This is a genomic window from Gordonia oleivorans (assembly GCF_040044975.1).
Lineage (GTDB): Bacteria > Actinomycetota > Actinomycetes > Mycobacteriales > Mycobacteriaceae > Gordonia > Gordonia oleivorans.
In genome coordinates this window covers 153,667-168,204 of sequence record NZ_JBDZDI010000002.1, presented here as the reverse complement: position 1 = coordinate 168,204, position 14,538 = coordinate 153,667, and the positions used below count along the sequence as shown (strand labels likewise).

Annotated in this window: 11 protein-coding genes; 1 reads left to right on the top strand and 10 read right to left on the bottom strand. The window is 67.2% G+C overall.

Annotated features, from left to right (window positions below):
* Positions 1-199: 199 nt before the first annotated feature.
* The 8 genes from ftsY to ABLE92_RS04185 form a co-directional block, all read right to left on the bottom strand.
* Positions 200-1,771 (bottom strand): signal recognition particle-docking protein FtsY, encoded by a 1,572-nt coding sequence (gene ftsY, locus ABLE92_RS04220; protein ID WP_348803388.1) that lies wholly within the window; start codon positions 1,769-1,771, stop codon positions 200-202.
* 21 nt (positions 1,772-1,792) lie between these two features.
* Positions 1,793-5,443 carry a chromosome segregation protein SMC gene (smc, locus tag ABLE92_RS04215; RefSeq protein WP_348803386.1) on the bottom strand — a complete coding sequence of 1,217 codons (3,651 nt, stop codon included), beginning with the start codon at positions 5,441-5,443 and terminating at the stop codon, positions 1,793-1,795.
* A gap of 114 nt (positions 5,444-5,557) precedes the next feature.
* On the bottom strand, positions 5,558-5,854 hold the full coding sequence (locus ABLE92_RS04210; protein ID WP_348803385.1) for an acylphosphatase: 297 nt from the start codon (positions 5,852-5,854) through the stop codon (positions 5,558-5,560).
* Between the two features lie 7 nt (positions 5,855-5,861).
* Positions 5,862-6,338, bottom strand: coding sequence for an OsmC family protein (locus ABLE92_RS04205; RefSeq protein ID WP_348803384.1), 477 nt, complete (start codon positions 6,336-6,338; stop codon positions 5,862-5,864).
* 116 nt (positions 6,339-6,454) lie between these two features.
* The gene (gene mutM, locus ABLE92_RS04200) at positions 6,455-7,330 is read right to left on the bottom strand and encodes a bifunctional DNA-formamidopyrimidine glycosylase/DNA-(apurinic or apyrimidinic site) lyase (protein WP_348803383.1); all 876 of its coding nucleotides are present in this window, start codon (positions 7,328-7,330) and stop codon (positions 6,455-6,457) included.
* A 15-nt stretch (positions 7,331-7,345) separates the two neighbouring features.
* Positions 7,346-8,077 (bottom strand): ribonuclease III, encoded by a 732-nt coding sequence (gene rnc, locus ABLE92_RS04195; RefSeq protein WP_348803382.1) that lies wholly within the window; start codon positions 8,075-8,077, stop codon positions 7,346-7,348.
* Positions 8,074-8,724, bottom strand: a complete 651-nt coding sequence (locus ABLE92_RS04190; protein ID WP_496560765.1) for a YceD family protein — start codon at positions 8,722-8,724, stop codon at positions 8,074-8,076. The genes rnc and ABLE92_RS04190 overlap by 4 nt, the downstream gene beginning before the upstream one ends.
* Before the next feature lie 72 nt (positions 8,725-8,796).
* Positions 8,797-9,612, bottom strand: a complete 816-nt coding sequence (locus ABLE92_RS04185; RefSeq protein ID WP_348803381.1) for a DivIVA domain-containing protein — start codon at positions 9,610-9,612, stop codon at positions 8,797-8,799.
* A gap of 590 nt (positions 9,613-10,202) precedes the next feature.
* On the opposite strand from ABLE92_RS04185, the gene ABLE92_RS04180 reads away from it, so the two are divergent.
* Complete coding sequence (locus ABLE92_RS04180; RefSeq protein ID WP_348803379.1) at positions 10,203-12,464, top strand: HNH endonuclease signature motif containing protein; 2,262 nt, start codon at positions 10,203-10,205, stop codon at positions 12,462-12,464.
* Between the two features lie 90 nt (positions 12,465-12,554).
* On the opposite strand, the gene ABLE92_RS04175 is transcribed toward ABLE92_RS04180, so the two are convergent.
* Complete coding sequence (locus ABLE92_RS04175; RefSeq protein ID WP_348803901.1) at positions 12,555-13,274, bottom strand: GNAT family N-acetyltransferase; 720 nt, start codon at positions 13,272-13,274, stop codon at positions 12,555-12,557.
* Positions 13,275-13,434: 160 nt separating this feature from the next.
* Positions 13,435-14,442 (bottom strand): ABC transporter substrate-binding protein, encoded by a 1,008-nt coding sequence (locus ABLE92_RS04170; protein ID WP_348803378.1) that lies wholly within the window; start codon positions 14,440-14,442, stop codon positions 13,435-13,437.
* Positions 14,443-14,538 lie beyond the last annotated feature (96 nt).

The following is a 14,538-nucleotide window of genomic DNA, read 5'->3' as shown; positions in this document are numbered from 1 at the left end:
CTAGAGTGCGCCGACCGCTCGGCGCCTCCAAAGAGACTGTCGGCACTCGGTTTCAGCCGTGGTGCTCTGACGTTTCCGATATGTGAACCGGTGGCCGGTTTACATTTCGCGCAGGTAACATCCCTGGTCACATATGCACGGCGCCGCATGAAATCCCACAGGCAATTCCACCGATTCCCACATCAGTGTCTGCGTGTCGTCACAGCAACGCGTCGACGAACGCCTCCGGCTCGAAGGGGGCGAGATCGTCGGCCCCCTCACCGAGCCCGACCAGTTTGACCGGAACACCCAGTTCTTCCTGCACGTGAAAGACGATGCCGCCCTTGGCCGTACCGTCGAGCTTGGTCAACACGACGCCGGTGATGTCGACGACCTCCGCGAACACCCGGGCCTGGGTGAGCCCGTTCTGGCCGACAGTGGCGTCGAGAACGAGGAGAACCTCGTCGACCGGGGCCTTCTTCTCGACGACCCGCTTGACCTTGCCCAACTCGTCCATCAGGCCGGTCTTGGTATGCAGGCGCCCGGCGGTGTCGATCATCACCACGTCCACACCGGTGTCGATGCCTTTGGCCACCGCGTCGAAGGCCACCGAGGCCGGATCCGCCTGCTCCTTGCCACGAACGATGTCGGCGCCGACCCGCTCCCCCCAGGTCTGCAGCTGATCGGCGGCCGCGGCACGGAAGGTGTCCGCCGCACCGAGCAACACGCGCCGGCCGTCGGCGACCAGAACCCGCGCCAGCTTGCCGGTGGTGGTGGTCTTTCCGGTGCCGTTGACGCCGACCACCAGCACCACGGCGGGACTACCGGCATGCGGCAGCGCCCGGACCGAACGATCCATCTCGGGATGAAGCTGCTCGACGAGGACACGTCGCAGCAGTGCCCGTGCATCGTCGGAGGTGCGGACCGGATTGGTCGCCAACTCGGTCCGCAGTCGTTCGACGACGGCGGTGGTCGACGCGGTACCGAGGTCGGCCATCACCAGCGTGTCCTCGATCTCCTCCCAGGAATCCTCGTCGAGGTCACCCGCGCCGAGCAGGCCGAGCATGCTCTTGCCGATGGCGCCCTGCGACCGCGACAGTCGCCCGCGCAGGCGGCCGAGGCGACCGGCGGTCGGCGCGATCTCCTCCCGCGGGGGCGCCACTTCGGCCGTGGAGGCATCCGTGGGAGCGGTGATCTCGGGTGCCGGAGCGCTGTCGGTGACCTCGGGAGCGGCGTCGGTGACTTCCGGAGCGCTGTCAACGACCTCCGGAGCGCTGTCAGTGACCTCGGGAGCGCTGTCAGTGACTTCCGGAGCGCTGTCAGTGACCTCGGGAGCGCTGTCAGTGACCTCCGGAGCGCTGTCAACGGTGTCGGGAGCGCTGTCAGTGACCTCCGGAGCGCTGTCAACGGTGTCGGTATCGGTGACCGTGTCGGTGTCGGTGTCGGGCAGCGTGATGTCGGTGATCTTGCGCTGCTCGGAGTCGCGTGGGACCGAGGCGTCGTCGCCGACGCCGGGCTGACCGTCGGTCTCGGTGCGTTCCACCGGCGGGCGCACCGGCTCGGGCGGGGGCGCCACGGTCGTCGTCCCACCCTGACTGAAACTGAACCCGGACCCGGCCTGGTAGCCGCCGGATCTGTCCACCTGGGGCTTGCTGCCGTCGATGACCTGCGTATCGGGCTTGTCGCTCAACGAGATCCGTCGCCGCCGCGCGAGGACGATTCCCGCGACGATCAGCGCGAGGATCACGACGACGGCGATGACGACGATGCCGATGATGAGTTGGGTGTCCACTGAGGGGTCCTGTCCTGTTCTCTACACGCTCGTTGGGTCCTGCTGATCCGACCCGGTCGCCGGGTCGGACGCGGCCGGATCGGACGCGGCGGCGACGGGGATCTCCACCCCGCGCAGCCGCTGCGAGATCACCGTGGTGATCCCGTCACCGCGCATGCTCACGCCGTACAGCGCGTCGGCGACCTGCATGGTCGGTTTCTGATGGGTGATGACGATCAGCTGCGAGCGTTCCCGCAACTGTTCGAACAGGCTGATGAGTCGTCGCAGGTTGGTGTCGTCGAGTGCGGCCTCGACCTCGTCCATGACGTAGAACGGCGACGGCCGGGCGCGGAAGATCGCCACCAGCATCGCGACGGCGGTCAACGACTTCTCACCGCCGGACAGCAGCGAGAGCCGCTTGACCTTCTTGCCGGGCGGCCTCGCCTCCACCTCGACGCCGGTGGTCAGCATGTCACCGGGCTCGGTCAGCACCAGACGTCCCTCGCCGCCGGGGAACAGTGTCGAGAAGACCTGCGCGAACTCGCGTTCGACGTCGGCGTAGGCGTCGGTGAAGACCTGCAGGATGCGGGCGTCGACCTCCTCGACCACCGACAGCAGGTCCTTGCGGGCGGCCTTGACGTCCTCGAGTTGGGCGGAGAGAAAGTTGAAACGCTCCTCCAGCGCCGCAAACTCTTCCAGCGCAAGCGGATTCACCTTGCCGAGGGTGTTCAGATCCTTCTGCGCCTTCTTCGCCCGCGACTCCTGGGTGGCACGGTCGTACGGCATCGGGGCCGGGGCCACCACCTGATCACCACGGGCCTTGGCAGCCTCGTACTCACTCATCTCCAACGCCGACGGCGGCATCGGCACGTCGGGGCCGTATTCGGCAACGAGATCGTCCGGTGTCATCGCGAACGACTCCATCACCTGTTCTTCGAGCTGTTCGATGCGCAGCGATGCCTGGGCGCGGGCGACCTCGTCACGATGTACCGCGTCCTTGAGGGTGCTCAGTCGCTGCGACAGCAGATTCGCACGGCTCTTGAGCTCATCCAGCGCCACCGTTCGGGTGGCCCGGACCTGTTCGAGTTCGTCGCGACCGGCCTGGGCGTCGGCGACGGCACCCACGAGTCGGGTGGAAACCTCGGCGGCCGCGGCGGCAACGGCCGCGGCGACGGTGGCCGCCTGACGGCGCGCCTCGTTCTGCCGTCGGGCCCGTTCACGGGCGTCGCGTTCCCGCGCGGCCGCGCGACGCAGCGATTCCGCGCGCCCCCGCACCGAGGCCAACCGTTCCTCGGCGGTGCGCAGCCCCAGACGCGCCTCCATCTCGGCGGCGCGGGCCACCGCGACCGCCTCGGCGGCCGCCGAACGGTCAGGCGACTCGATGTCGGCGGGTTCGTCGGAACCCTCGTCGCGGGCCAGGGCCAGACGCTGTTCGAGTTCGTGCAGGGAGGTCAGGGTTTCGGCACGACCGGTCTCGACGAAGGTGCGTTGCCGGGTGAGGCGATCGGCGTCGGCCTCCGCGGCGCGGATCTCCTGCCCCAATCGCGCCAGGTGCTCATACGCGCCGCCGACCGCGCTGTCGGACTCGTGCAACGCGGCCAGGGCTTCCTCGGCCGCCTCCCGACGCTGCTGTTGTTCGGTGAGCGCACCCTGCAGGGCGGCACCGATCTCCTCGACGCGGCGTCGGGCCGTCGCCAACTGGGCGGTGGCGGCGTCGATCGCCGAGGTCACCTCCAGGGTCGACGGGCGATGCGAGGAACCACCCTCCAGCGACGCGCGGGTGATGCGATCACCCTCGCGGCTGACCGCGCGCACGCCGAGCGCCGTCGCCACATCGACGCCCCGGGCGGTCGTGTCCACCACGACGGTGTCGGCGAGCAGGTGATCGACCGCGCCCCGGATCGCGTCGTCGCAGGTCACCACGGACGCCGCCCACACCACCCCGTCGGGAAGAGAGTCGGTGCGGGGCGCCGCGGCTTCGGCGAGACCGCCGACGATCAGCGACGCCCGTCCCCCGTCGCCGCCCTTGAGCGCGTCGAGGGCTCGAAGCGCCGCCAGCGAGTCGACCGTCGCGATGGCATCGGCAGCCGAGCCGAGGGCTGCGGCGATGGCCGTTTCCCATCCGGAGGTGACCGTGATCAGCCCCGACATCGGTCCCAGCAGACCGTCGGTGGCGTGCTCGAGCAGCCACGCACCGCCGTCGCCACGTTCCAGTCCCACCGAGAGGGCCTCGATCCGCGCGGTCAGCGACGCGATGCGCTGTTCGGTCGCCCGCTCCTCGGTCTGCAGGGTGGCGACCCGTTCATTGGACAGGTTGAGCGCTGAGACACATCGCTCGTGATGCTCGTCGAGACCCTGTTCGGATGCCTCGAGTTCACCCAACGACTCGGCCACGGCGTCCTGCTGGGTCTGGGCCCGCTGGGCACGCTCGGTGGCCTCGGCGATCGAGGTGGTCATGCGGTCGATCTCGGCGTCGACCGATTCGGCCTTGGTGCGCAGACTCCCGACCTGACCCTCCAGGCGGGCCAGGCCCTCGCGACGATCGGCGACGGCGCGGACCGCGGCCAGGTGGGCGGCCTCGGCGGCACCGGCGGCACGTTCGGCATCGGCCAGGTCGTCGGCCGCTCCCTCGAGGACTTCCGCGGCGCTCTCGACCGCGTAGGTCATCTCGGCCTCGGTCTCGGCGGCCTCATCGGCCTGACGTTCGAGGTCGTCGGGGTCGGGTCCGCCCGTCTCGGCCGCCGGCTCGTCGAGGTAGCGGCTGCGTTCGGCGGCCACCCGGCCGGTCGCGCCCACCCGCTCGGCCAGCGCCGACAACGTGAACCACGCCTGACCGGCGGCTTCGGCGGCGGGCACGACCTGGGCGAGGTGCTCCTCGTGATCGGCGACGTCGGCGCTGACGGTGTCGAGTTCGGCCGACACCTCGTCCTGTTCGCCGCGGATCTGGTCCTCGACGGCGGTGTGTTCGGCCATCTCTTCGCGCCGGCTGACGAGGTCGTCGGCGGCCAGGCGCAGTCGCGCATCACGCAGGTCGGCCTGGATGGTCTGGGCGCGGCGGGCGACCTCGGCCTGCCGACCGAGCGGTTTGAGCTGCCGGCGCAGTTCGGCCGTCAGGTCGGAGAGCCGGTCCAGGTTGGCCTGCATGCCCTGCAGTTTGCGGACGGCCTTCTCTTTGCGTTTTCGATGTTTGAGGACGCCGGCGGCCTCCTCGATGAAGGCGCGACGGTCCTCGGGCCGGGATTCGAGGATCGTCGCGAGACGCCCCTGTCCGACGATGACGTGCATCTCCCGGCCGATACCCGAATCCGACAGCAACTCCTGTACATCCATCAGGCGACACGTACTGCCGTTGATCTCGTATTCGCCGGCACCGTCGCGGAACATCCGCCGGGTGATGGACACCTCGGAGTATTCGATCGGCAGGGCGCCGTCGGAGTTGTCGATGGTCAGGGTCACCTCGGCGCGGCCGAGGGGCGGGCGGCCCGAGGTGCCGGCGAAGATGACATCCTCCATCTTCCCGCCGCGCAGCGCCTTGGCGCCCTGCTCCCCCATCACCCAGGTCAGGGCGTCGACGACGTTCGATTTGCCCGAGCCGTTGGGGCCGACGACGCAGGTGATCCCGGGCTCGAAACGCAGGGTCGTCGCCGACGCGAAGGACTTGAAGCCCTTGAGGGTGAGCGACTTGAGGTGCACGACGGTACAGCCTACCCACCTGGAGATCGTCGGGCGGCCGACACCGCGACGGCGCAGCACTTGTCCACAATCGACCCCGCGTCCACACCCACGGACGGCATCGTCGAGGTGGCCCTACTTCTCGACGAACCCCGTCAGATCCCCGCGCGGCGGATCCAGTCGATCCACCACCAGATCAACCCGCCCGGGGGTCCGGTCCGAGCGCAACGCTTCCACCAGCGCGGACACCGACGAGCGTGGCCCCTCGGCAACCACCAGGACCCGGCCGTCGGGCTGGTTCGCGGCGTAGCCGACGAGGCCCAGCTCCAGGGCACGGGAACGGGTCCACCACCGGAATCCGACGCCCTGCACGTGCCCGTGGACGAACGCGGTCAGGCGGACGGTGGTTGCGGCATCGGACGCGTCGGTCATGACACGCTCATTCCGTGTCGATCCGCAGGTCGACGTCGGTGCCCGCCCGCAGGGTGCGTCCGACGGTGCAGACGGCGTCGATCGCACGCTCGACGACGACGAGAAGCCGTTGTGCCGCTTCGGGTTCCAGCTCCGAGAGGTCCACCTCGAGAACCTCGGAGAGCTTCGGGTACACCTCGTTCTCGCGGTCGGCGGCGCCGCCGACACGGATGGTGGCGTCGTAGTCATCGCCGAGGCGCCGCGACAGCGGGCGATCCGAGGACATGCCGGTGCATGCGGCGAGCGCGATCTTCAGCAACTCACCGGGGGTGAAGACGCCCTCGACATCCTCGGAACCGACGAGCACCTGCGCGCCACGTGAACTGTGCCCGGTGTAGCGACGCGTGCCGGTGCGTTGCACCCACAGTTCGGTGTGCGGCTGCGCCCCTCCGGCGGTGTCGGCGGTGCTCGACCCGGCCTGCGCGTTCTCCTGCTCAACGGTCATCGTGGTGACGGCTCCTTCGTGGCATCTGTCGTGTCGTGTGTGCTCATCATCGTGTGGCTCAACACCGTGTTTGCTCAACACCGTGGCGTTTCCGTGGCTTCCCGCTCGATAACTGTCTACGCCTCGCGCGGCCGTCGCTGGCATTGCGGGCAGGAGAACGAACTGCGGTTCATGAAGTGTTCGCGGCGCATCGTTCGGCCGCATCGTCGGCACGGCTGCCCTTCTCGCCCGTAGGCGTTCAGCGATCGCTCGAAGTAACCGGATTGACCGTTGACGTTGACGTAGAGGGTGTCGAACGACGTCCCACCCACGTCGAGTGCCTCCGACATCACCGCCGTCGCCGCATCGAGGAGTTCCCGTAGCCGTTTCGGGGCGAGGGTGTCGGTCAGTCGGGTGCCGTGCAGCCGGGCTCGCCACAGCGCTTCGTCGGCGTAGATGTTGCCCACCCCGGATATCAGGGACTGATCGAGCAGAGCCCGCTTGATCTCGGTGTGTTTGGCACGCATCGCCGCGACGACGGCCTCGCGGTCGAAGGCGGTCTCGAAGGGATCGGGTGCGATGTGGGCGATCGAGGCGGGCACCTGCCCGGCGCCGCCGAACGGATCGGGGACGTGATCATCGACGTGCCACCCACCGAAGGTGCGCTGATCGACGAATCGCAGTTCGTTGCCGTCGGCGAGCCGGGCCCGAATCCGCAGATGGGTGTGATCGGGCGCGCCCTCACGAGCGATGAGCATCTGGCCACTCATCCCCAGGTGCACCACCAGCGCGGCGTCATCGTCGGCGTCGGCGACGTCGAGCCAGAGGTACTTGCCGCGACGCCGTGCCGCGGTGACCGTCTTGCCGCGCAGACGTGAGCGAAGGTCGGGCGCGCCGCCGGCATGCCGCCGGACGGCCCGTTCGTGCATCACGTCGACATCGGTGATCCGCTGTCCCACAACGTGATCGGCAAGACCGAGGCGAACCGTCTCGACCTCGGGGAGTTCAGGCATCTGTGGGTGCGGGACTCACGAGGCGCCGGCCCGGTCCGACAACGCCTGCCAGGCGAGTGCCGCGGCCTTCTGCTCGGCCTCCTTCTTGGTGCGGCCGGTACCCTCGCCGATGTTCTCGCCGGCCACCACCGCAACGGCGGTGAACTCCTTGTTGTGGTCGGGTCCGGTCGAGGTGATCTGATACTGCGGGGGGCCATAGCCTCGTTCGGCGGTCAGTTCCTGCAGCGACGTCTTCCAGTCCAATCCGGCACCGAGATCGCCTGCGCGATCCATGATCTCGTCGAACAACCCCATGACGACGTTCTGCGAGATCGCCAGGCCGTGTTCGAGATACACGGCGCCGAAAAGGGATTCGAGGCCGTCGGCGAGGATCGAGTCCTTGTCGCGGCCACCGGTCAGTTCTTCACCTCGGCCCAGGAACAGGAAGTGGCCGAGCCCGTCGGGTCCGAGTCCACGTGCGACGTCGGCGAGCGCATGCATGTTGACGACGCTGGCACGAATCTTCGCGAGCTCGCCCTCGGGACGCTCGGGGAATCGCTTGTAGAGACATTCGGTGATCACCACGCCGAGCACCGAATCCCCGAGGAACTCGAGGCGCTCGTTGGTGGGTAGGCCGCCGTGCTCGTAGGCGTAGGAGCGGTGGGTCAGCGCCAGCGTCAGCATCTCATCGGAGATCTCGACGCCGAGCGCGCTCAGCAGCGGATCGAACGAGGGCGGTTGATTACCCCGTCGCTTACCGTCGGTCACTTGTCGCCTCGCACCTCGGTATCGGCGTCACCCTTGCCCAGGTCGTCCGATGACTCGTTCAGGGAGCCGAACTTGTCGGCCAGTCCCGCCCACCGCGGATCGATCACCTCGTGTCCGTGATCGGGTTCGGCGACGGCGAGCCGTATTCCGCAGACGCTGCACAGTCCCTGGCAGTCGTCGCGGCACAGCGGCGACATCGGCAGTTCCAGGGCGACGGCGTCGATGATCGACTGTTCGAGATCGATGCGGTCGTCGACGATCCGGTGCACCTCGTCGGCATCGGTGGTCTGTTCGGTCTCGCTGTCGGGGTAGGCGAACAGTTCGGTGAGGAACACCGTCACGGTGCCGTCGAGCGGTTCCAGACAGCGCGAGCACTGCCCCTCGGTCTCACCGGCGACGGTCCCGGTCACCAGGACGCCCTCACTCACCGATTCCAGGCGCAGATCGAGGTCGACGTCCGAGCCCGTCGGGATGGCGATCATCTCGACGCCAATGCGTTCGGGAGTCGCGACGGTGCGATGCACCTCGGTCATGGTGCCGGGGCGGCGTCCCAGGGAACGGATGTCGAGGACGAAAGGATCCCGAACTACTCCGTGTGAATCGGCGCCGGGAGTGGATGCATCCGGCGTCACTGCGTTGTCGGCCACACAAAAACCATACGCTCGGGTCAGAAATTCCTCGAATGACCACTGACCCGTGTCGGCATGGACGCCGGCCGGTCAGACCGCGAGGGGTGACACATCCTCGTCGGCCTCGGCGCGGGCCCGGCCCCGCGCGACGTCCTGATCGACGCTGCGGGGGTATTCGACGTAGTCGTGCATGCCCGCACCGGTGCGCAGCTGGTGACGGCCACGGTTGACCGAACGCAGGGTGTTGGTGAGGACCTCTTCGAACTGCGCGAGCTTCTCGTCGACGTAGACGTCGCAGTCGCCACGCAGGCGGTCGACCTCGGCGTGCGCGGCGTCGATGATCCGCTCGGCTTCGGACTTGGCCGCGGCCACCACCTCGGCCTCGGAGACCAGACGCTGCTGTTCGGCGATGCCGTCGGCGACCGACTTGTCGTAGATGTTGTTCGCGGAATCTATGGTGCGCTGCGCTTCGGCGCGGGCCCGGCCGGTGACGGCCTCGAACTCGCGGGATGCGCTGGCCGACATCCGACGCGCCTCTTCGGTGGCCTCGTCGACCAGGGACTTGCCGTGGTTGCTCGCCTCGTCGACCATGCGATCGGCCTGGGCCTTGGCCTCCGACAGGACGCGGTCGGCCTCGGCACGGGCGTGTGCGAGCACGGCCTCGGATTCCGAGTCGGCGCCGGTGATGACGGTGTCGGCGTGCGAGCGGGCCTCGTTGAGCATCGAGTCCCGGTTGTCGAGCACGTCCTGCGCGTCATCGAGCTCACCGGGGATCGAGTCCTTGATGTCGTCGAGGAGTTCGAGGACATCGCCTCGCGGCACCACGCAACCCGCCGTCATCGGCACGCTCCGCGCCTCCTCGACAATTGCCATGAGTTCGTCGAGTGCTTCGAATACCCGGTACACAGCCACCCCAATCCGGCATCTGCCATTGGTCTCTTGGTGAAACGTCTGTGGCCATTGTGCCGAATGAGATGGTTGTGACTCAGGAGGTGAATGGGGTCGGCGTGTCGGGATGGCACATCGACCCGCCATCCGGGGACCGCGCGCGATACCGCCGCCGAGCCAGGTCACCGCACCCGGCAGCCAGCCGAGACCCGCATTCGCCGGGCGGAGCGCCGGCAGCCGCGTTGAGCTCTGTCGAAACGACGTCCGTGTCCGCCGAGCCGAGCTTGTCCGCCGGGCCGAGCTCGTCGAGGTCGAGGTCGTCGAGGTCGAGGTCGAGGTCGAGCCCGCATCCCGCAGGTCGAGCCCCTCATCCCACCGGCCGAACATCTTTGTCCCGCAAGTCGAGCCGCTAGCCCGCCGGTCGAGCCGGGCGGAGCGCTAGCGGAGCCCGTGTCGAGACCTCGCAAGCCGACTCTAAAAACTCCACCACCCCAACCACATTCACGCATCCACATCCTGTGGATAGAAAACAATTGCGATTGTCGTTGAGATCGGCTATAATAGAACACATACGCCACAACGGCCTTCTCGGGGGAGGTGACATCAGCATGACAGACACAACCGACACTCCCATGTCACGACCACTGCAGCTGATGCACCAACTCTCCGAAATCCTGGACGAGCTGGCAACGACTCCGATGACCGCCTGCTCCGACCTCGAGGTGGTGGAGGCGGCGAAACTGTCCGAGCAGATCGCCATGCGTACTCACTTCCAAGGCGACCGCGCGATCCTGGAAATCTCTGATCGTGGTGTGCACCGCAAAGTCGGCAAAGTCAGCCTGTCGAATTTCCTGAACTACGATCTGCGGATCGCGCAACCCACCATGCGCATCGCGCATATGAAGGCCACCGCCCGATTCCACGGGCTGACCGGGCAACCCGAGGAACCGAAATACCCCACCCTCTCCAAGGCGTACGAGCAGGGCTTGATCGGTCACACCCACCTGTCCGCGGCGTTGGAAGCCCTGGACAAGATCCCGGGCGCGGTCCCGCACGACAAGAAGGTCGCCGCCGAAGCCACTTTGGGTGAGAAAGCCACCGAACATATTCCGTCGGACATCACCAAAATGGGCGCCCGGATCCTGGCGCACCTCGACCCCGACGGACAGTTGGTGGAGGAGAAAGAACGCCAACAGCGCCGCAACCTGTGGATCAACCAGAACCGGGTCGATGGGATGGCGAAACTCAACGGGCACCTGCCCCCGATCACCCGTGCCCTGTGGGACACCATGCTCGACGCCTGGGCCAAGCCCGGAATGAACAGTCTCAGCGATCCGGAATCGCCGACCGGTGCTATTGGTGACGCCGACCCCGACGTCCTCGCGGCCGCGGTCAAGCGTGACGACCGCAGCCAGGCGCAACGCAATCTTGATGCGATGCACATGTTGTTGGTGTCGGCGATGAAAGAAGGCGTCCTCGGCAAAACTCATCGAGGCCTGCCCGTGGCGTTGATCGCGAAAGCGTCCGTGACGGATCTGCTGGCCGGCGCCGGATATGCCACCACCGCTTCAGGTTCCACCATTCCTATTCCGGATTTGCTGACCGCGTTGGGTGAGGTCACCGACCCCACCGATGTGCAGCAGTTCCTGGCGGTGTTCTCCGACGCCATCGACCTGCCCCTGTATCTCGGGCGGTCCCGACGCCTGGCATCCACCGAGCAGCGGATCGCGTCGTTCTCCCGCACCGGCGGTGAAGTGTGCTCGTTCCCCGGCTGCGGACAACCCGCGTCGCGTTCGGAAATGCACCACGCCAAACAGGACTGGGCCAACGGCGGGAAAACCGACATCACCGACCTTGCGCCGGCATGCGGGCCGCACAACCGGATGGTCGGCCCCAACCCCGGGCAGTACACCACCGGCATCTGCGAAGACGGCCCCCTCGCCGGACGTTGCTGGTGGCAACTCAACGCCGAACCCGGGATGCCGGCAAACCCGAAGATCGTCAACGATCATCCCGACATCACCGCCCTCTACGAGGAGAAACTCGACCAGATCCGCGACCAGATCCACGGCGACACCGTCACCGATTGTGATGCCGGCGCAACCGAACCCGCAGACACCGAGCTGGGTGACGCCGACGTGGTCGACGCCGACACTGTCGATGCCGAAGCGGTTGATGTCGAAGTCGCCGACGCTGAAGCTGACGCGCAGGGTGAGGCCGAGTCGGTCGATACCCACATCGACGAACCGGCAGATTCTGACGCTGGCCACGACCACAAGGACGCGGCACCGACCGTCGAGACCGAAACGTCTTCCGATCGTGGTGTTTCGAAGGATCATCAGGCTCCGGCCGCCGACTCCTCGAGCATCGACGACAGCATCGATATCGCAGACAGCGTCGATCAGGATGACGATCACGATGCCAACATCTGCGATCAGCCAAAACCAGACGTCGACGAATACAATTCAGGCCCAGCCCAATCCGATCCGGTCGAGCCTCAACCACCCGACCAGCGGGACGGGCCCGACGCCGCAGGCGACGAGCACCCCGACAGACCTGGTGTCACCGACATCGGGGACATCGACCTGGTCATCTTCGACGGGGACGGTGTTCCGATCACCGACGATCCCGACGACCCTGCCACCGCTGCCGGGCTCGAACATGCCTCGCGCACCCGCATCAGCCTCCGCGACAAGACCACCGAAGAACAAGCACGCGAGCGCCGCATCCGTGATGGCGGCATCCGTACCAGCGATGCCGACCGGGAACGTCAGCTCGAGGAACTCGCCGCCATCGGCATGAACCCACGCAACAGCCGAATCGAACGAGTCCTGGCCGCCCGGCTCCACTACCGGCTCGACACCTCCTGAACCCACCCCGCGCCCACGGGCCCGAAGTGAGTCGCCTCCCTCGACATAGCAAGCCCCACTTACGGGCTCAGCGCTTGGCGTCGATCACCATCAGGGGATGCGAATGCCTCCGAACGTCAACGTGCGCCGAAGAACGAAGCCGAGTTCCTCGTACAGGCGGATCGCAGTGACATTGGCAGCCGCGGTGTGCAGGAATGGGATTTCGCCCCGGGCACGGATACCCGCGGCGACCGCGAGGACCAGCCGCGTCCCCAACCCCTGCCCCCGGAACGCCTCATCGGTACAGACGGCACTGATCTCCGTCCACCCCACCGGATGGAGACGTTCCCCGGCCATGGCGACCAGCTCTCCCCCACGCCGGATTCCGAGGTAGGTACCCAGCTCGATGGTCCGCGTCAGAAAGGGCCCCGGACGCGTGCGCCCAACCAACGCCAGCATCTCCGGCACGTCGGCGCGCGTCAACACCACCGCCTCGGCGTCTGCCGCGCCCCACACGTTCGTGCCGACCATCTGCACACCCGGGATATTCATCGACACCGCCCACCCGGGCGGGGGCGAGGGCAGATCGCCGGACACCGGCAGATCCGCGCCCGGCCCATAGAGTTCGGCCGCGTCGGCCCAATCCTGCGGAGTCGGGTCCTCGGGGAAATCGCCGAACACCGACACATCGCGGGGGTAGCGGAGCACCCGTCCGCGGCGCTCCGCGAAGTGCGCATGGGGGCCGGTCAGAGCCGAACGCACGGCGTGATCGAGCACCCCGACATCGGCACTGCCGACGGCCGAAACATCCGCTGCCCGGTCTGTTGTCATGTCCTTGTGTGTGGTCACCTCACCCGACTCCTTTCGCCCCCACCTCTCACGGCTCCGTTGGTCATAGTTGGTCGCCGCCGCAGTCAACTCCATTGTTGCCCCCGCACGGCTGTTACTCCGCGCGGCAGTTCACTCTCCGATGAGTCGTGCACCGAGGTGATCAGGAGTCCGAGCGGGGTAGTCCGGGCGGGTTGATCTGGGAGGCAGGCACTGCCTCGGCCGAGAGATTCCATGCGGCAATCCATTTCGCGTATACACCGGTCTCGATCAAGTGATTGATCGCCGCCGCGATCGGAGCGGCGAGCCCGGACCCCTTCTTGGTCGTGGCGGCGATCATGCCCTGCAGGCTCGCACCGGCACCGGAGTAGGTGCCCGCGATGCGGGTGGCCTTGGGAGTGTTCGCGGTCTGCCGGACGTGGTAAGAGATCGAGGGATTGGGCCCGAGATACGTGTCGATCTTGCCGGACGCCAGGGCGAGATTGGTGGCGTTCGAATCCGGGAAGTGGACGACGGTCAGCGTCTTCCCCTCCGAAGCCAAAGCATCACGCCACGCCAACAGGATGCGCTCCTGATTCGTTCCCGAATTCACCGCGACCGTCTTTCCCGCCAGCGTGTGATAGTCGCCGTCGAAGTTCCACGAACTCGACGCCGGCACTTCGAATGCCAGCTGGTCGCGACGGTACGACGCGAAATCGTACTTGTCCTTGCGTTCCTCGGTCACGGTGATGTTGGAGAATCCGACATCGACTCGCCCACTGTCGATTCCGACGAAGAGGTTCTCCCAGGTCGAGTTCTCGATCACCGGTTTCAGTCCGAACACCGATGCCACCAGCCGGCCCAGATCCGGCTCGGCACCGGTCAACGTGTGTTGGTCGGACCCGACAAAGGCCAACGGCGGGTATCCCGACGGGAGTGCGCCGATCCCGATGGACAATTCACCCGAGTCACGGACCTCCTGAGGAAGCTGACCGCGAATCGAATCCACCTGCGGCACAGACAGAGTGACTTCTTTGGCGGCTCCGTTCGAGACGGCACCGACCACCACCGAGCCGGGTGTGGCGGTGTCGTCGGCGGATGCCCCCGCGCACGCGCTGAGTGCGGTCGCGGCGATCACCCCGCCGACAGCGAGGGCGGCGACGCGCCGGACGAACGATCGATGTCGAGACATGACTACTCCTTCAGTGGGTGGGTGTGGGCGGGAACCGAGTGACTGCGGTGCCGGAACGCCGGCCTGGCCGACGGACTCCCGAGCGGCGATGAATCG